This is a genomic window from Paenibacillus sp. 481, assembly GCF_021223605.1.
GTDB lineage: Bacteria > Bacillota > Bacilli > Paenibacillales > Paenibacillaceae > Paenibacillus_B.
In genome coordinates this window covers 386,552-404,776 of record NZ_CP075175.1, presented here as the reverse complement: position 1 = coordinate 404,776, position 18,225 = coordinate 386,552, and the positions used below count along the sequence as shown (strand labels likewise).

The 18,225-nt window shown below is 46.0% G+C and carries 17 protein-coding genes; all 17 read left to right on the top strand.

Translation table 11 applies throughout. The features are described from left to right. Nucleotides 1-53: 53 nt before the first annotated feature. The 17 genes from rnpM to dapA all read left to right on the top strand — a co-directional run bounded on the left by rnpM (nt 54) and on the right by dapA (nt 18,154). Nucleotides 54-365: an RNase P modulator RnpM gene (gene rnpM, locus KIK04_RS01635; protein WP_232276614.1), complete on the top strand. Its 312-nt coding sequence runs from the start codon at nt 54-56 to the stop codon at nt 363-365. Beyond that, entirely contained in the window at nt 358-699 is a 342-nt protein-coding gene (locus tag KIK04_RS01630) for a L7Ae/L30e/S12e/Gadd45 family ribosomal protein (RefSeq protein WP_232276613.1), read from the top strand. Before rnpM ends, KIK04_RS01630 begins: the two co-directional genes overlap by 8 nt. Next, nucleotides 674-3,652 carry a translation initiation factor IF-2 gene (gene infB, locus KIK04_RS01625; protein WP_232276612.1) on the top strand — a complete coding sequence of 993 codons (2,979 nt, stop codon included), beginning with the start codon at nt 674-676 and terminating at the stop codon, nt 3,650-3,652. Before KIK04_RS01630 ends, infB begins: the two co-directional genes overlap by 26 nt. Nucleotides 3,653-3,696: 44 nt before the next feature. Continuing rightward, a complete protein-coding gene (rbfA, locus tag KIK04_RS01620) occupies nt 3,697-4,065 on the top strand; it encodes a 30S ribosome-binding factor RbfA (RefSeq protein ID WP_232276611.1) in 369 nt (122 codons plus the stop codon). Continuing rightward, nucleotides 4,049-5,134, top strand: coding sequence for a DHH family phosphoesterase (locus tag KIK04_RS01615; RefSeq protein ID WP_232276610.1), 1,086 nt, complete (start codon nt 4,049-4,051; stop codon nt 5,132-5,134). Before rbfA ends, KIK04_RS01615 begins: the two co-directional genes overlap by 17 nt. Next, a complete protein-coding gene (gene truB, locus KIK04_RS01610; protein ID WP_232276609.1) occupies nt 5,131-6,048 on the top strand; it encodes a tRNA pseudouridine(55) synthase TruB in 918 nt (305 codons plus the stop codon). The genes KIK04_RS01615 and truB overlap by 4 nt, the downstream gene beginning before the upstream one ends. A 133-nt stretch (nt 6,049-6,181) precedes the next feature. Then, on the top strand, nt 6,182-7,147 hold the full coding sequence (locus KIK04_RS01605) for a bifunctional riboflavin kinase/FAD synthetase (RefSeq protein ID WP_232276608.1): 966 nt from the start codon (nt 6,182-6,184) through the stop codon (nt 7,145-7,147). Between the two features lie 169 nt (nt 7,148-7,316). Further along, entirely contained in the window at nt 7,317-7,586 is a 270-nt protein-coding gene (gene rpsO, locus KIK04_RS01600) for a 30S ribosomal protein S15 (RefSeq protein WP_232276607.1), read from the top strand. A gap of 217 nt (nt 7,587-7,803) precedes the next feature. Next, the gene (gene pnp / locus KIK04_RS01595) at nt 7,804-10,017 is read left to right on the top strand and encodes a polyribonucleotide nucleotidyltransferase (protein WP_232276606.1); all 2,214 of its coding nucleotides are present in this window, start codon (nt 7,804-7,806) and stop codon (nt 10,015-10,017) included. Nucleotides 10,018-10,310: 293 nt separating this feature from the next. Then, entirely contained in the window at nt 10,311-11,309 is a 999-nt protein-coding gene (locus tag KIK04_RS01590) for a polysaccharide deacetylase family protein (protein WP_232276605.1), read from the top strand. Between the two features lie 94 nt (nt 11,310-11,403). Further along, entirely contained in the window at nt 11,404-12,666 is a 1,263-nt protein-coding gene (locus KIK04_RS01585; RefSeq protein ID WP_232276604.1) for a M16 family metallopeptidase, read from the top strand. Continuing rightward, entirely contained in the window at nt 12,647-13,105 is a 459-nt protein-coding gene (dut, locus tag KIK04_RS01580; protein WP_269670988.1) for a dUTP diphosphatase, read from the top strand. The genes KIK04_RS01585 and dut overlap by 20 nt, the downstream gene beginning before the upstream one ends. A 226-nt stretch (nt 13,106-13,331) precedes the next feature. Next, a complete protein-coding gene (gene dpsA, locus KIK04_RS01575; RefSeq protein ID WP_232276603.1) occupies nt 13,332-14,231 on the top strand; it encodes a dipicolinate synthase subunit DpsA in 900 nt (299 codons plus the stop codon). After that, on the top strand, nt 14,228-14,824 hold the full coding sequence (locus KIK04_RS01570) for a dipicolinate synthase subunit B (RefSeq protein ID WP_232276602.1): 597 nt from the start codon (nt 14,228-14,230) through the stop codon (nt 14,822-14,824). Before dpsA ends, KIK04_RS01570 begins: the two co-directional genes overlap by 4 nt. A gap of 50 nt (nt 14,825-14,874) precedes the next feature. Next, entirely contained in the window at nt 14,875-15,915 is a 1,041-nt protein-coding gene (locus KIK04_RS01565; RefSeq protein WP_232276601.1) for an aspartate-semialdehyde dehydrogenase, read from the top strand. A 79-nt stretch (nt 15,916-15,994) separates the two neighbouring features. Further along, nucleotides 15,995-17,212: an aspartate kinase gene (gene dapG / locus KIK04_RS01560; protein WP_232276600.1), complete on the top strand. Its 1,218-nt coding sequence runs from the start codon at nt 15,995-15,997 to the stop codon at nt 17,210-17,212. A 60-nt stretch (nt 17,213-17,272) separates the two neighbouring features. Next, nucleotides 17,273-18,154 carry a 4-hydroxy-tetrahydrodipicolinate synthase gene (gene dapA / locus KIK04_RS01555; protein WP_232276599.1) on the top strand — a complete coding sequence of 294 codons (882 nt, stop codon included), beginning with the start codon at nt 17,273-17,275 and terminating at the stop codon, nt 18,152-18,154. Nucleotides 18,155-18,225: the final 71 nt, after the last annotated feature.

Below are 18,225 nucleotides of genomic sequence, written 5' to 3'. Positions count from 1 at the left end.
GTTGTAGCTTTCCTCTACGGATAGTTCGATCGGATCGTAAGGGGGTATGAGTCATGAAACAAAAAAAAGTTCCATTACGCAAATGTGTTGCATGTCAAGAAATGATGCCGAAGAAACAATTAATACGGGTTGTCAAGACGCCGCAGGATGAAGTGCTAATCGACTTAACAGGTAAAAAGTCGGGCCGCGGTGCTTACTTGTGCGGGAAAATTTCCTGCTTCAAGTTAGCACATAAATCCCGCGCGTTAGACCGCGCGCTGAAACATCAGGTGCAATCACATATTTACGAACAGCTAGCTCAAGATTTCATCCGAGTAGAAGATAAATTCCTCGAGAATCAAGAACAGGAGGAATCGGATGAATAAGCTGTTTTCTCAGCTAGGTCTGGCGCGGCGCGCAGGTAAGCTTGCCACAGGCGACGAAATCGTCCTCAAAGCGATTCGAAGCAAGGAAGCGAAGCTGGTGTTCGTTGCCGAGAATGCCTCAGACAACACAAAGAAGAAATTCCGAGATAAGTGTCGCACGTATGGCGTGCCGCTTGTTATTGGTTTTGACCGCGTTCAACTAGGAGTGAGCGTGGGCAGACCAGAACGAGTCGTGCTTGCCGTCACGGATAAAGGGTTTGCGAACATGATGCAAAACGGACTGAAATCTATGTCGGAGGTGGAGTATATTGAGCAAGCAGGAGAAGGACAATAAAGATAAATTGAGAGTGTATGAATACGCGAAGTCGCTTGATATGAGCAGCAAAGAAATCATTACGATTCTCAAACGTCTTAATATTCCCGTAAATAATCATATGAGCGTAATGGAAAACACGGCTGTGTCGAAAGTAGAGCAGTTTTTCCATGATGTAAAAGCGAATGCGCAAGCTAAACGGGATAGTCAACCATCCAAATCTCAATCTCAAACTCAAGCCAAAGTTAGTCAAGTTAGTAGTAACACGACTGAACAGCCAAAAAGCATAGACAAAGGCGCTCATTCTACTCCGGATGAACAGCGTCAAAGCGGTAATGTAAATCGGTCAAGCGATCAAAGTAGTGATCGTGACAACCGATTAGGGCAAGAGCGCGACCGCAACGCAAACGGTCATCGCGGCGATGGTCGCGACGGTCAAAGAGGAGAAAACCAACAAAGACAGGGCGATAAATATACGACTATGGATAATTCGAAATCAGGAAATTCACAGGGGAACATGAACGAAGAACAGCGTAATCCGCAAAGCGGACAGGAAAGTAACCAAAACGCTGGAACACCAAGCCAAAGCGCTGGCCCACAAGGTCAAAACGCTGGCTCACAAGGTCAGAACCGTGGTCCACAAGGTCAAAATCGTAGCCCACAAGGTCAGAACCGTGGTTCACAAGGTCAAAACCGTGGCCCACAAGGCCAAGGCCAAAACCGTGGCCCACAAGGCCAAGGCCAAAACCGTGGCCCACAAGGTCAAGGTCAAAACCGTGGCCCACAAGGTCAAGGTCAAAACCGCGGCCCACAAGGTCAAGGTCAAAACCGTGGCCCACAAGGCCAAGGCCAAAACCGTGGCCCACAAGGTCAAGGTCAAAACCGTGGCCCACAAGGTCAAGGTCAAAACCGTGGCCCACAAGGTCAAGGTCAAAACCGTGGCCCACAAGGCAACCAAGGCAGACCTGCACAAGGTGGCAGCGCACCAAGTACGCAAAGTCGCGGACCGCAAACGAATCAAAACCGTGGTCCACAGCGTTCGCAAACAGATGCAAAGCAAACATCACGTGGCTTTGATGATGGCGCAAATAGATTTGCCAAAAAACCTGGACAAAGACGCTTTGATGACAACCGTGGCGGTATGCGCGGTGGTCCAAGAGGCGGCAAAGGTAGAGGCAGAGGCGGCCAACAGCAACAAGTGCAGCGCGAGAAAATCGACAATACACCGAAAAAGATTATTGTACGCGGTACAATGACAGTTGGCGAATTGGCGAAATTGCTTCATAAAGATGCATCCGAAGTTATCAAAAAGCTTTTGTTGATGGGTGTTATGGCAACTATCAACCAAGAGCTCGATTTGGATACGATTCAATTGATCGCTGACGACTATAAAGTCGAAGTAGAATTGAAAATTCCAGTCGAAGAAGACAACTTCGAAGAAGTAGAAGAGCAAGACGATGAGGCTGATCTTCAAGAGCGTCCTCCAGTCGTTACAATCATGGGTCATGTTGACCACGGTAAAACGACATTGTTGGATTCGATTCGCAAAACGAATGTAACAGGCGGCGAAGCTGGTGGTATTACACAGCATATCGGTGCTTATCAAGTTGAAATCAAAAACAAAAAAATTACGTTCTTGGATACACCGGGTCACGAAGCGTTTACAATGATGCGTGCTCGTGGTGCACAAGTTACAGATATTACGATTATTGTCGTTGCAGCTGATGACGGCGTAATGCCGCAAACGGTCGAGGCGATTAGCCATGCGAAAGCAGCTAACGTACCGATCATCGTTGCAGTCAACAAAATCGACAAACCGGGTGCAGATCCGGATCGCGTCAAACAAGAATTGACGGAATACGAGCTAGTTCCTGAGGAGTGGGGCGGAGACACAATCTTTGTCAACGTTTCAGCTAAACAGCGCACAGGCTTGGAAGATTTGCTTGAAATGATTCTACTCGTATCTGAAGTGAACGAATTCAAAGCGAACCCAGATAAGCGTGCTCGTGGTACAGTGCTTGAAGCAGAGCTTGATAAGGGTCGCGGACCTGTTGTTCGTGTCCTTGTTCAGCACGGATCACTTAAAGTGGGCGATGCTTTCGTGGCTGGTACTTGCTTCGGACGCGTACGTGCAATGGTCAACGACCGTGGTCGTCGTTTGAAAGAAGTAGGACCTTCTACACCTGTTGAGATTACAGGTTTGACAGAAGTTCCACGCGCAGGCGATCCGTTCATGGTGTTTGAAGACGAGCGTAAAGCACGTGCGATTGCTGAAAGACGTGCAACGACGTTCCGTCAAAGCCAATTGGGTGCTAACACTCGTGTTACACTTGATGACTTGTTCAAGCACATCAAAGATGGCGAGATTAAAGAATTGAACGTTATTATTAAAGGTGATGTTCAAGGTTCTGTTGAAGCATTACGTGGTTCCTTGCAGAAGATTGAAGTTGAAGGCGTACGCGTCAAAATCATTCTTTCTGGTGCAGGTGCGATTACAGAGTCTGATGTAATTTTGGCGGCAGCATCCAATGCTATCGTTATCGGCTTTAACGTTCGTCCAGATGCACAAGCAAGCTTGACAGCTGAGCAAGAAAAAGTTGATGTTCGCTTGCACCGTGTAATCTACTCGATCGTAGAAGAGATTGAACAAGCGATGAAAGGTATGCTTGATCCAATCTTTAAAGAAGTCGTTACAGGACACGCTGAAGTTCGTAACACATTCAAAATCGGTAAAGTTGGTACAATTGCGGGATGTATGGTTACTTCTGGCAAAATCTTGCGCTCTGCTGAAATTCGCCTCGTTCGTGATGGTATCGTTGTTCATGAGGGTAAAATCGATTCCCTTAAACGTTACAAAGACGATGCAAAAGAAGTGTCACAAGGCTACGAGTGCGGTATTATGCTGGAGAAGTACAACGATCTCAGAGAAGGCGACATCATCGAGTCGTTCATTATGGAGACAGTTGAGCGTTAATCCGCATGTTACAACTGGAATAGAAGAGCAGAGGTGTTTTACTCATGAGTAAAATTCGATCTGGACGCGTTGGCGAGCAAATGAAAAAAGAGTTGAGCCAACTCATCCAACTAGAAATAAAAGATCCGCGCGTCGGTTTTATTACGGTGACGGGTGTTGAAGTTACAAACGATTTATCGCTCGCAAGAGTATACTTGAGCGTTATGGGCGATGAAGAACAAAAACAACAATCCATTAAAGCGTTGGAGAAGGCAAGCGGATTTCTACGTTCTGAATTAGGTAAACGAATCCGTTTTCGTCACACGCCAGAATTGGTATTTAAAATGGACGTGTCCATTGAATATGGTAGCCGTATTGAGCGCTTACTTGGCGAAATTCGCGAAGGTGACGACGGAAATGAACGTCATGAATAAGCAACAATCGGAAGCTTTGCATAAATCGAGCCTTAAGGGGCTCGATTTATGCCATTTTGTAGAGCATAATGAAACGTTAGCTGATTATGTTCAGGCGTTGGAGAAGGCGCTTGCCTTTATTCGGGCATGTAGTCATTCACCTGAGCCGATCCTTGTCGTGGCTCACGTTCAACCGGATGGCGATGCGATTAGCTCAACGTTGGCTGTCGGTTGGCTGCTTCAGCAATGGAACTTGCCACATGTAATGGTTAACGAAAATGGAGTCCATGGACGTCTAACTTTTTTGCATAACGCGGAGCAAATACGCGAATATGGTCATCCGACTCTCGAAGGTTCAACTTTCCGCAATGTCATTTGTGTAGATTGTGCGGACTATTCGCGAGTAGGTAAAATAGTCGACTACATTGCTGAAGATGCTAATGTACTAAATATTGACCATCATCCAACGAATGATCGCTACGGACAAGTTGCGCTTATTCGCGAAGATGCGGCAGCAACGACTGAAATATTGTTTGATCTGTTGCAATATGCACAAGTTGAACTGGATAAGGATGTAAGTACTGCACTGTATACAGGGCTGCTTACGGATACAGGTGGCTTTCGTTATAGCAACACCACGCCACATGTCATGGCTACCGCTTCCCAGTTGTTAAAACGAGGGGTAAACGGTAATGATATAGCTGATCGGTTGCTGGAAAAAATGTCACTGTCGCAAATCCAGATCATTCAACGGGGATTAGCACGCTTGGCGTTTTCAGTAGACAATCAAATTAGTTGGTTGTATGTGACACCTGAAGATATGCAGGCTACAGGTGCTGCCAACGAAGATTTAGAAGGGTTGGTCAACTATCCGCGTAACATTGAAGGTGTGGAAGTTGGCATCCTGTTTAAGCAAGTCAGTGCCGGAGCCGTTAAAGTAAGTATGCGATCGGCTGGCAAAGTAAATGTGGCAGCAGTGGCACAGCAATTTGGTGGTGGCGGACATGTTCGCGCCGCTGGTTGCAGAATTGAAGGGGAATTAAGCGACGTTATACAAATGGTCGTAGAACGGGTGAGTCAAGCATTATGACGGAATTACATGGTGTGCTTCCGGTATGGAAGCCAACGGATTGGACATCGCATGACGTTGTTGCACGTGTACGGCGCATCGTGCGCGAGAAGCGGATCGGTCATACCGGAACGCTAGATCCCCAAGTTGTTGGTGTGTTGCCTTTATGTATTGGCAAAGCTACGCGCTTGGTGGAGTATTTGCAAGATTTACCGAAGCAGTATGAAGCAGTGCTTCGTCTTGGTATCGCTACAGACACCGAAGATCTAAGCGGTGAAGTTATTGCGCGTCAGGATGCTTCCTCGATTACAGAGGAGCAAGTGCGCGACGTAATCGCCAAATTTGTGGGCGAAATTGAGCAAGTACCGCCGATGTACTCAGCGGTCAAAGTAAACGGTAAACGTCTTTATGAACTGGCACGTGAAGGAAAAACGGTAGAACGCGCCGCGCGCACCGTCACGATTTACGATATTGATCTTCTTGAATTTCGACTAGGTGGTTCGGAACCGGAAGTTCGTTTTCGCGTATCGTGTTCGAAAGGAACGTATATTCGTACCTTGTGCGTTGATATTGGACGCATGCTGGGCGTTCCGTCAACAATGGCGCAGCTTATTCGTACGATGTCTGCTCAGTTTACGGAGCAAGAAAGTTTGACGCTAGAGCAAATTGAGCAAGCAGTGGCGAATGGAACACTTGCTGCGCATCTTGTGCCCGTTGACAAAGCGATTGCTCATTTACCCAAGCTTACGGTAAATAATGAGTACGCATCTTATGCGACGCAAGGAAAAGGAATTTCATTGCGCGCTTTACAACCAATGCCTTTGACGAACAAGCTTTACAGGTTGTATGATGAACAAGGAACGTTTTATGGCATTTTTAATGTGCCGGAGCCAAACGGGGCATTACGTCCTGTTAAAGTATTTTTGCCATCATAATATGAGGCGCAAGTGAACAGCGTTTTTGTTTGCTTAGCGCCAGCTTTTTACGAGATATTGTGAAACGGAGAACATACTAAACTCAAATCGTTGCTTGGTACACAAAATTACATTGCAGGGGCTCTGATTACGTATGGATACGATTGCTTTGAAATTACCGCTTAATGGCCCAGACTGGGTGCAATTGCCGCAAGTTGTCGTACTTGGACATTTCGACGGCATTCATACCGGACACGTTCAAGTTATTCAGCGTGGGTTAGAATACGGTCGCAAACATCAGCTTCCTGTGAGTTTAATGACCTTCCAGCCTCATCCGAAATCTGTATTTGGCGTGTCGGGATATGATCGTTATTTGACCCCTCTCCAAGAGAAAGAGCGTGTGTTGGCACAGCTCGGGTTAAATCATCTGTATGTCGTACATTTTGATTTGACGTTTGCGCAAGTGCCAGCTCAAACTTTTGCCGAAGCACTTTGCAAAATGGGCGTGCAGCATGCCGTTGTTGGCTTTGATTACCGTTTTGGACATGGTGGTGAAGGTACGGCAGAACGATTGCAAGAGTGGGGACAAGGCTGCTTTACGGTCGACATCGTACCTGCTCACGTACAAGACGGTATAAAAGTTAGCAGTTCGAGAGTGCGTGATTGCTTGGCAGAAGGCGATATAACGAAAGCTAATATGCTGCTAGGTCGTCCTTATACCGTACGTGGTGAAGTTATTCACGGGGATGCACGTGGAAGAACAATTGGTTTTCCTACAGCCAATGTAAAGCAAGAAGAAGCTTACATGATTCCACGTAATGGTGTATACGCCGTACAAGTGCTTGTTAAAGGGCAATGGTTCGACGGTGTCATGAACGTTGGTGTAAAGCCTACATTTAAAAGCGGTGAACATGAACCGACAATGGAAGCGCATTTGTTCGATTTCGATGACGATATATATGGTGAAACCGTAACGATAGCGATCAAACATTATATTCGTTCAGAACGCAAATTTTCTTCCGTTAACGAGTTAATTGACCAGATTCGTTCAGATGCCGAACAAGCACGTGAATTACTTGCAGGGTTGAACGAAACGGCAGCAGATGTTTCAGCGCGCTAGATCATTGTGGGCATATCATTAATTCATTTACTTTTGATGCAATAGATGTTACAATACTGATGTTGTCGCGTTATGCGACACTCGTCCATCGCTTGGTTACACGATCTCACCATCGGTTTCGAGGCTAATGGCGATAATATAAATAACATTCGATTTGGAGGTGAATAGGATGGCATTGACACAAGAGCGTAAGCAACAGCTTATCGACGAGCACAAGACTCACGCTTCCGACACAGGATCTCCGGAAGTACAAGTCGCTATCCTTACTCAGAACATTAAGAACTTGACGGAGCATTTCCGTACACACAAGAAAGACCATCATTCCCGTCGTGGTTTGATGAAAATGGTAGGTCAACGCCGTAAATTGTTGGCATACTTGAAAAAGAATGATGTTAAACGTTACAGCGCATTGATCGAGAAGCTTGGTCTTCGCCGTTAATAGATCCAACCAAAGCAGCCTGGTTGTTCATCGCCGCCTGATATGGCAGCATGCAACCGGGTTGCTTTTTATGCATCTGGAAAAGTAGGAGCCATTACATCCTATTGTGCACACAAATTTATCCCAACGTATGGATCGATGATAGTTTATCGTCATTGCAGGAAATACTGGGATTAGTAGCGAAAATATATTATGCAGCTTAATAAGGAGGGATCCGATGAACCGCATCGAGATGGAACTTGGTGGAAGACCGCTCATCTTGGAAACAGGCCGTTTGGCTAAACAGGCGAATGCAGCGGTGACGGTTCGTTACGGCGATACGGTCGTACTTTGTACCGTTACGGCGTCGAAGGAGCCGAAAGATTTAGACTTTTTCCCGCTTACCGTTAACTATGAAGAACGTTTATATTCCGTTGGTAAAATTCCAGGTGGCTTTATTAAACGTGAAGGCCGACCTAGTGAGAAAGCTATATTAGCAAGCCGACTTATCGATCGTCCGATTCGTCCATTGTTCCCAGATGGCTTCCGTAACGACATTCAAATCGTTGATTTGGTTATGAGTGTTGATCAAGATTGCCCACCTGACATTGCAGCGATGATCGGGACGTCCGCTTCGCTTTCCATTTCCGACGTACCTTTTAATGGTCCTATCGGTGGCGTGCGTGTAGGTCGTATTGACGGACAATTCATTACGAACCCGACAGTTGAGCAAGAGGCGCTTAGCGATCTTGTACTCGTTGTTGCAGGTACGAAAGATGCCATCATGATGGTAGAAGCAGAAGCAAATGAACTTCCTGAAGAAGTTATGCTTGAAGCTATTATGTTTGGTCACGACGAGATTAAGAAAATCGTCGCTGTGATTGAGCAGTTTGTTGAACTAGCTGGCAAAGCTAAAATGGAAGTGAATCTGCACGCTGTTGACACAGAAGTAAATGCAGAAGTTCGTGCATTTGCGCAAGCACGCTTGGTCGAAGCGATTCGCATTCAAGAAAAACATGCACGTCAAGATGCTATTGATGCAGTGAATGCTGATGCAGTAGCTCATTTTGAACAGTTGTACATAGAGACACTGGACAAAATGGACGACGTAAAAGAAGTGCTGTATGACATCGTTAAAGAAGAAGTTCGTCGCTTAATTACACATGACAAAGTGCGTCCAGATGGACGTCAGCTTGAAGAAATTCGTCCAATCGATTGTGATACGAGCTTATTGCCACGTACACACGGTTCCGGATTATTCACACGCGGTCAAACACAAGCGCTCAGCGTTTGTACGTTAGGTGCGCTTGGTGATGTGCAAATTTTGGACGGAATCGGCACCGAAGATTCCAAACGCTTTATGCACCATTACAACTTCCCTCCATTCTCTGTAGGTGAAGCTCGTCCATTGCGTGCGCCTGGTCGTCGTGAAATTGGTCACGGTGCGCTAGGAGAACGTGCACTTTCGAAAGTTATTCCTTCCGAGACAGAATTCCCTTATACGATTCGTCTCGTGTCTGAATGTATCGAGTCGAATGGTTCAACGTCCCAAGCAAGTATTTGCGCAAGCACACTTGCAATGATGGATGCAGGTGTACCGATTAAAGCACCAGTTGCAGGTATTGCAATGGGCTTGATCAAAGACGGCGATCATTTCTCAATCTTGTCCGATATTCAAGGCATGGAAGACCACCTTGGCGATATGGACTTTAAAGTTGCGGGAACAGCAGAAGGCGTAACAGCTATCCAAATGGATATCAAAATCAACGGTATTGATCGTGCGATCTTGTCACAAGCGTTAGAGCAAGCTCGTGAAGGTCGATTGCATATTTTGGGCAAAATGCTCGAAGTTATTCAAAAGCCACGCGAAACGTTGTCTCCTTATGCGCCTAAAATTGTTATCATGCAAATTAACCCGGATAAAATTCGTGACGTTATCGGCGCTGGTGGTAAAGTCGTTAACAAAATCATCGAAGAAACTGGCGTTAAAATTGACATCGAGCAAGATGGACGCATCTTCATTGCTTCAACGAATCAACAATCTAACGAACGTGCTCGCGAACTTATCGAAGGCATCGTACGTGAAGTGATGGTCGGTGAAGAATATGAAGGTACGGTTAAGCGTATCGAGAAATTCGGTGCTTTCGTTGAGATTTTACCGAACAAAGAAGGTCTTGTGCACATTTCGCAATTGTCTAATGAGCGTGTAGCTCGTTGCGAAGATGTTATTGCGATTGGCGACAAACTTCAGGTTAAAGTGGTTGAAATTGACCAACAAGGCCGTATTAACTTGTCCCATAAAGCATTGCTTGAGCCGGTTGCGACTGATGGAGCAACTGCGGCAGCACCAAGCGGTGAGCGTGAGTATCGTGAGCGCCCGCGCAGTGATCGTCCACGTCAAGGTGGACAAGGTGGATCACGTCCACCACGTCCAAGCAGACCACAATCCTAACACGCAACTGTGCATTAGGATGTAGAAATAGATGAATAATGACAACGATGCGCCAGAGAAGGATGAAGTGCTGCATGTGCACACTTTGTTCAGGTTTAGACCTACTTCTCCCTTAGGCGCACCGTTCATGAATCAAGGAAAGAGGCAGACTGTTCTGGCTCTTTTTTTGCATTTTCATCAATGTATTATGTTATTCATAAGTAGAGCAGCGTCTGAACTTTGTATCTTGTCCGCATACGATTTGCCATATCGGCATACAATCAAAAGGACAATCTTTGGAAGGGATGAACGCCATGAAGCGAGTAGCTTGGAAATGGCTCATTATAGTTGCTACTTTTACGGGCGTAATCGTCACCATGAATGTGACGGGAGTGGGCGACTTTTTAAAAGAGCGCAAAGCGTCATTTGTCATGCACGATGCATTTCGACACGATGAGTGGGAAGTCATGCAGCAAGATCCGCTTGCGCAGCGCATCATGCAAGAGTCCAAGCAATTTTATGTGGCTCCGATAAATGCTCGTATCGATAGAGTGTGGCGAGCGATTCCCGGATACAATGGCCTAGAGGTTGATTTAGAGCAGACGTATGCAGTAAATAAAGATAAAGATAAGCAGTCTAAGTTGGAATGGGTGTTTCGAGAAATCGAACCGGAGATCACATTAAGTGAGATAGCGGCAGAGCCAATTTATCGCGGGAACCCTAACAAACCGATGGCTGCACTGATGATAAATGTAGCATGGGGAAACGAGTTTATTGATCCGATTTTGGAAGTGCTGAATAAGAAGCGGGTTAAAGCTACGTTCTTTTTTGATGGATCATGGTTAGCTAAAAACAAAGTAGCGGCGAAGCGTATACAGTCACAAGGTCATGAATTGGAAAATCACGCCTATACACATCCGAAAATGAATGAGCTTAGCGCGGGATTGCAACGTCGAGAAATCGAGCGCACGAAAAAATTGCTGTCTGAATCGTTAGGAGTAATTAACCGCTGGTTTGCGCCACCTTCAGGTGCATTTAATCAAACAACAGTAAAGATTGCACATGAGCTTAATTTAAAGACCGTATTGTGGACTTTTGATACGATCGATTGGAAAAAGCCTGAACCTGCTCAGATCGTACGCAGACTGCGACCAAAGGTGGAAGCTGGAATGCTTATATTGATGCATCCGACATCCGCTTCGAGCCGAGCTTTGAGCGATATGATCGATGTCATTACAAGTAAAAAGCTACAATTAGGCACGGTTAGCGAGACGTTATCAGAACGTCGAGCACCATTAGTTGAGCCACGTTAATATTTTTGGTAGGATTATATAGGCATGAAACATATGGAGAGCGATATTGAAATTGCGCATTCTAATGAAACAATTCGGATGAGGAGGACACCAGGTGAACAGTGTGCAGTTACGAAACGGCCTTAGAGTTGTATTGGAAAAAATACCGACCTGTCGTTCTGTATCGTTCGGCATTTGGGTAAAGACAGGCTCGCGTAATGAGGATATAGCGACGAACGGGATTTCACATTTTATCGAACATATGCTGTTCAAAGGAACAGAGCGTTATGATGCTAAAGCTATTGCAGAGTCGTTTGACGCGATCGGAGGCAATGTTAACGCTTTTACGTCTAAAGAATATACGTGCTACTATGCAAAAGTATTAGATGAGCACTTGCCGATTGCGGTCGATGTGCTTGCAGATATGTTTTTCCGCTCCAACATGAACGCAGAAGAATTAGCAAAAGAAAAAAATGTTATTTTGGAAGAAATCGCGATGTACGAAGATGCGCCGGATGATACGGTACATGATCTTGTCACGCGTGCCGCATACGGGCAACATTCTCTCGCTTATCCGATTTTGGGAACGAAGGAACGTTTGATGCCGATGGGGCCAGACCATCTTCGTCAATATATGAACGAGCACTATACCATTGCGAATACGGTTATAGCGGTTGCGGGTAACTTCGACGATTCGATCATGGAACTGCTAGAGCAGCATTTTGGTGGATTTAACATCGAAGGAACAGAATTTTCCGTCGAGGCACCTGCGTTCCAAAGTGAATTGATCTACCACAATAAGCAAACCGAACAGAATCATATTTGCCTCAGTTTGCCAGGCTATTCGATTTCGGACTCGAAGTTGTATGCCATGATTTTGCTCAACAATGTCATTGGCGGTGGGATGAGTTCACGCTTATTCCAAGAAATTCGGGAAAAGCGCGGCCTTGCTTATTCCGTATACTCTTACCATTCGTCGCATGCGGATAGCGGACTGTTTACGATTTACGCGGGAACAGCCCCTAAACAAACAGAGGAAGTGCTTGATCTTACGTTAAACGTCTTAAGTGACTTAGCGGCTAAAGGGTTGAGCGCAGACGAATTGCACAAAGGGAAAGAACAGCTTAAAGGCAGTCTAATCTTAAGCTTGGAAAGCACAAGTAGTAGAATGACTCGTCTTGGTAAAAACGAACTGATGTTAGGCAAGCACTACACACTAGATGAAATAATCGCACGTATTGAACAAGTGTCTATGGACGACGTAACAGACGTGATCAGACACATCTTGTCGAAGCCGTTTGCGGCCTCGATGGTGGGCGGAAATGATCGTGCGATTACGGCTTTCAGGAGGGATCAACTTGTCACAACCAAGTTATAATGTAGAAATTAAAAAATTACCAGGTAACGAAGATATTATGTTGCCGCAAAAAATGTCCGAGCTTGCAGCGGGATTTGACCTGTATGCAGCTGTTGAAGAGCCACTTACGATAGAGCCAGGACAGCGCATGCTTGTGCCGACAGGCTTCGCGATGGCAATGCCACCTGAGCTGGAAGCTCAGATTCGTCCACGCAGCGGCTTGGCATACAAGCATGGCATTACATGCTTGAATTCTCCAGGCACGATCGATGCGGATTATCGTGGCGAAGTGAAAGTGCTGCTTGCCAATCTAGGACAAGCGCCGTTCACGATTACGCGCAACGAGCGTATAGCGCAAATGGTGTTTCAAGTCGTACCACGCGTAAGCCTAGGCCAAGTGACCGAATTGTCGGACACAGAGCGGGGCGCAGGCGGATTCGGACATACGGGAACGAAATAATTATTCATTATTTGTCGGCCATAAACGCAGGATGTAAGTTCGAATTAATGATAGCAAGTAGTAGCGCGCGGTTTCCCTCTGGGGAAACCACGCGCTTTTTATGTAGCTAGCAAGGCAAGTGTGACCGTAACGAATAATCGGTGTTGTCTTTATGGCACCCTTTCTGGGCACATGCATAAGATGTGGTATGCGTATGTGTGGATTTAGAAAGGAGTGAACGGCTATTATGTTAACCGGTGTTCAAGTCGTGTTCCTGGGCGGTGACGCGAGGCAGCTTGAAATCATTCAAAAGTTGTCGGAACTAGACTCAACCGTTACATTGGTTGGCTTCGATCAGTTGCAAAATCCGTTCCATGGCGTTCAACGTCAATCATTAACGCCAGAGCTGCTTCAGCAAGCCGACGCCCTTGTTCTGCCAGCTGTCGGTACGGACGATAAAGGTCGGATACACGCTATATTTACATCTGATGAGCTGATGCTAACCGAAGAGCATATGGCTGCGCTGTCTTCACACTGTGTTTTGTTTACAGGGATGGCAAAGCCATATTTAAGCAAATTGTGCGACAAACATCGGATTACGCTTGTTGAGTTGTTTGATCGCGACGATGTGGCCATATACAATTCGATACCGACTGCGGAAGGCGCCGTTATGATGGCCATTCAGCATACAGACATCACTTTACACGGATCAGAGTGCCTTGTTCTTGGGATGGGTCGCACAGGGTTTACACTAGCGCGTACCTTATTCGGCTTAGGAGCTAATGTGCGTATTGGCGTACGAAGAAATGAGCATTTTGCAAGAGCGACGGAGATGGGGTTTAAGCCGTTCTACGTAACGGATTTGGCTCAGTATGTGACAAATATCGACTTGCTTTTTAATACGATTCCGACTATGATAGTCACAGCACAAGTCATTGCCCAAATGCCTAACCGTGCGGTATTAATCGACCTTGCGTCATTCCCTGGCGGGATTGATTTCCGCTTTGCAGAGAAGCGTGGAATTAAAGCGATGCTGGCTCCAGGATTACCTGGAATCGTTGCACCGAAGACTGCCGGTCGTATTCTTGCGCAGAGCATTAGTCAGCTATTGCTTGAATTTACGCGGAATCGGGGGAATGGGCAATGAATTTTGAAGGAATAACGGTCGGCTATGCTTTAACCGGTTCACATTGCACGTATGCGGAAGTGATGCCGCAAATTCAGCGCTTTGTTGACGCTGGTGCTAAAGTCATTCCAATTGCGTCACATACGGTCATGACGACAGATACTCGTTTCGGAACGTCGGCAAATTGGCAAAAGCAGTTGAAAGAAATTACTGGGAATGATATTATTTCTACAATTGTTGAAGCCGAGCCACTAGGACCGAGTAAGTTGTTGGATGTGATGCTCATCGCGCCTTGTACGGGGAATACAACGAGCAGGCTTGCTAATGCGATGACAGACAGTCCAGTTTTGATGGCAGCCAAAGCACAAATGCGCAATCAGCGTCCGCTTGTGCTCGCGATATCAACGAACGACGGTCTTGGACTGAATGCTGCGAATATTGCAAAATTGTTAGTTGCAAAGAACATATATTTTGTGCCATTTGGTCAAGACAATCCTGTGCAAAAACCGAACTCCCTTGTGGCACGTATGGATCTAGTTCTTGAAGCGTGCGCTGCAGCGCTAGAAGGCAAGCAAATTCAGCCGCTGATCATCGAACGCTATCAATATAATTAAAGAAAATAATGCAGGTTACGCGGATATCGGTAAGAAGGGGAGAGAGACAGATGACGAATCAAAAGCGGTTTAACGTAGCCGTCGTTGGTGCAACAGGCGCAGTAGGAGAACAAATTATTAAGTTATTAGAGCAACGCAAATTCCCTATTAATCAATTGAAGTTGTTGTCTTCTGCACGTTCCGCAGGTACGAAGCTATCGTTTAACGGTACAGAAGTTACAGTTGAAGAAGCAACTCCCGAGAGCTTTGACGGCATTGATATTGCGTTGTTTAGTGCGGGAGGCGATGTGAGCAAAGCGTTGGCTCCAGTAGCCGCTGAGCGTGGAGCTGTATGTATTGACAATACGAGTGCTTTCCGAATGGATCCGAACGCTCCGTTAGTCGTACCTGAAGTGAATGCGGACAAAATTCGTGAGCATCAAGGCATTATAGCGAACCCAAATTGCTCTACGATCCAATTAGTTGCTGCATTGAAGCCGCTTTATGATCGTTATGGCATTTCCCGAATTATTGTTTCTACGTACCAAGCGGTATCCGGTGCTGGAGCCCGAGCGATAGATGAGATGTTGCGCCAAACTAAGGATGCGTTGGAAGGTCGTGTAGTGGAGCCTGATGTGCTTCCTGTGTCGTCGTTGCCAGTTAAGCATCAAATCGCATTCAATGCAATCCCGCAGATCGATAAGTTCCAAGATAATGGCTTTACTTTAGAAGAGATGAAAATGATTCGTGAAACGAAAAAAATTATGGGTGATGAGGATATTCAAGTCACAGCAACGTGTGTGCGTATTCCGGTTGTGTATGGACATTCGGAGTCTGTTTATGTGGAATTCAAAGATGATTTCCAACTTGAGGACGTCCGTGCATTGCTAGCTAATGCTCCTGGAGTTACGCTTGTTGATGATCCAGAGACACAGCAATATCCATTAGCTACTGATGCAGCAGGTAAACCTGACGTGTTTGTTGGCCGTCTTCGTCGTGATTTGGATCACCCACGAGCTTTAAATATGTGGATCGTATCTGACAACCTCTTGAAAGGCGCTGCTTGGAACGCGGTACAGATTGCTGAATATATCGCTTCGGAGCAACAGTAACGGCAGGGTCGCTCCTGCCTTTTTTGTCTAGGCAACAATCATTGTCTGGCAGTCAGTCTTCAAGGTTGGAGGAATTTTCATGCGTATATTAGTACAGAAGTTTGGTGGAACTTCTCTATCTACATCAGAAGCCAGAGCGCAAGTTATTAATCATATTCGACGTGAATTGGAAGCGGGTTACAAGTTAGCTGTCGTTGTTTCGGCTATGGGTCGACGTGGGGAGCCGTATGCAACGGATACCTTATTGGACTGGGTTGGAGAGAATGGTGACAGCTTACCAGCACGGGAGAAGGATTTACTACTGTGCTGCGGTGAAATTATTTCAGCTACAACGTTATGCAGTTTGCTGCAATCCGAACAGATTAAAGCAACTGTTCTTACTGGAGCCCAAGCTGGCTTCCGAACAGACTCACATTACGGAAACGCACGCATTTTGGATGTACGTCCAGACCGTGTTCATGCTGCGTGGAATGATCATCAAGTTGTCATTGTAACCGGATTCCAAGGTGTTTCTGAGCAAGGTGACTTTACAACATTAGGACGTGGCGGCAGTGATACTTCGGCTACGGCGCTTGGTGCGGCTTTAAGAGCCGAAATCGTTGATATTTATACCGATGTTAACGGCATTTTAACAGCTGACCCACGTCTAGTTGAAGACGCAAAGCCGTTGACTGTTGTCAGTTACGCTGAAATATGTAATATGGCGCATCAAGGTGCTAAAGTCATTCATCCACGCGCAGTTGAAATTGCGATGCAGGCTCAAGTTCCGGTACGCGTTCGCTCAACGTTCTCCGATGAAGAAGGCACGCTTGTAACGAATCCAGAAGGATTCAAAGACATGCAGGCGAACATTGTTGATCGCTTTGTTACAGGAATTGCTTACGTCAGCAATGTCACTCAAATAACCGTTGAGTCACAAAACGGTGCTTATGATTTGCAATTAAAAGTGTTCAAAGCGATGGCCCAGAACTCAATTAGCGTAGACTTTATTAATGTAACCCCATCAGGCGCGGTTTATACGGTGTTTGATTCAGACGCGCCAAAAGCGTTGACTGTATTGGAGCAGATGGGCTTTGCACCTAAGTCGTTATCAGGTTGTGCAAAAGTGTCGGTTATTGGTGGCGGCATTAACGGAGTGCCAGGTATTATGGCACGAATCGTTGAAGCGCTCACGGAGCAAGAGGTGCAAATTTTGCAATCTGCCGATTCAAACACGACCATTTGGGTACTTGTGCGAAAAGAAGATATGGTACGCGCCTTACGTGCGCTGCATGCCAAGTTCGAACTCCATCGATAAACCATCCGACAGTTTGAACATCCGGCTTGCACGCCGTAGGTGCGTGAGGAGGATTTTGGCATGGATTTCGGTAGATTAATTACGGCGATGGTAACGCCGTTTGATGACAACCAACAAATTAATTGGTCTGAGACAGAACGTCTTATTCACTACTTAATTGAACAACAACAAAATGATGCAATCGTGATTGCTGGCACGACTGGAGAGTCACCGACGTTATCGGATGAAGAGAAAGTAGAATTATTCCGTTTTGCCGTGAAGACTGCTCAGGGTCGTTGCCGGATTATTGCAGGTACTGGTAGCAATAACACAGCTCACTCTATTCATTTGACCAAGCTTGCTGAAGAAGCGGGTGTTGATGGTGTGCTTCTTGTTGTCCCTTATTACAATAAGCCGAATCAAGAAGGGCTTTATCAGCACTTCAAAGCGATTGCGGAATCAACGACAGTGCCTGTTATACTGTACAACGTTCCAGGACGTACTGTAGCAAGCTTAACGGTAGATACTACGCTTCGGTTGGCGCAAATTCCGAATATTGTAGCTGTTAAAGAATGTGTGTCATTAGAGCAAATGACGCTGCTTGTTGCGGGTGCCCCAGAAGGGTTTAAAGTGTACAGTGGCGACGATCCAGTAACTTTGCCATTGCTTGCAGTGGGTGGTTATGGAGTTGTTAGCGTTGCAAGTCATCTTGTTGGTGATCGGATGAAGACGATGATCAATGCCTTTTTGACAGGTAAGCATAGTGAAGCCACTCGGATTCATCATGAGCTTTATCCTGTATTTAAAGGGCTATTTGAGTGTCCGCATCCTGTTCCTAACCCCGTTGCTGTGAAATTTGCGTTAGAATTACGCGGTTTCCAAGTAGGCGGCGTCCGCTTGCCACTTGTGTCCGCTTCTGAAAGCGAAGCCGCTTTTATTAAGCAGCTTGTTACTCATAGTTAACGCATATTGTATTCGTTATGAAACCGATGCCCGATATTGAGGCATCGGTTTTTTGCATTTCGGGGACACTA

What these genes read in the sequence shown, in the direction of transcription:
- rnpM (WP_232276614.1), top strand. Translation starts at nt 54, where the DNA reads ATGAAACAAAAAAAAGTTCCATTACGCAAATGTGTTGCATGTCAAGAA.
- KIK04_RS01605 (WP_232276608.1), top strand. Translation starts at nt 6,182, where the DNA reads ATGGATACGATTGCTTTGAAATTACCGCTTAATGGCCCAGACTGGGTG.
- rpsO (WP_232276607.1), top strand. Translation starts at nt 7,317, where the DNA reads ATGGCATTGACACAAGAGCGTAAGCAACAGCTTATCGACGAGCACAAG.
- KIK04_RS01630 (WP_232276613.1), top strand. Translation starts at nt 358, where the DNA reads ATGAATAAGCTGTTTTCTCAGCTAGGTCTGGCGCGGCGCGCAGGTAAG.
- pnp (WP_232276606.1), top strand. Translation starts at nt 7,804, where the DNA reads ATGAACCGCATCGAGATGGAACTTGGTGGAAGACCGCTCATCTTGGAA.
- KIK04_RS01570 (WP_232276602.1), top strand. Translation starts at nt 14,228, where the DNA reads ATGAATTTTGAAGGAATAACGGTCGGCTATGCTTTAACCGGTTCACAT.
- dpsA (WP_232276603.1), top strand. Translation starts at nt 13,332, where the DNA reads ATGTTAACCGGTGTTCAAGTCGTGTTCCTGGGCGGTGACGCGAGGCAG.
- KIK04_RS01615 (WP_232276610.1), top strand. Translation starts at nt 4,049, where the DNA reads ATGAACGTCATGAATAAGCAACAATCGGAAGCTTTGCATAAATCGAGC.
- truB (WP_232276609.1), top strand. Translation starts at nt 5,131, where the DNA reads ATGACGGAATTACATGGTGTGCTTCCGGTATGGAAGCCAACGGATTGG.
- dapA (WP_232276599.1), top strand. Translation starts at nt 17,273, where the DNA reads ATGGATTTCGGTAGATTAATTACGGCGATGGTAACGCCGTTTGATGAC.
- KIK04_RS01565 (WP_232276601.1), top strand. Translation starts at nt 14,875, where the DNA reads ATGACGAATCAAAAGCGGTTTAACGTAGCCGTCGTTGGTGCAACAGGC.
- rbfA (WP_232276611.1), top strand. Translation starts at nt 3,697, where the DNA reads ATGAGTAAAATTCGATCTGGACGCGTTGGCGAGCAAATGAAAAAAGAG.
- KIK04_RS01590 (WP_232276605.1), top strand. Translation starts at nt 10,311, where the DNA reads ATGAAGCGAGTAGCTTGGAAATGGCTCATTATAGTTGCTACTTTTACG.
- dapG (WP_232276600.1), top strand. Translation starts at nt 15,995, where the DNA reads ATGCGTATATTAGTACAGAAGTTTGGTGGAACTTCTCTATCTACATCA.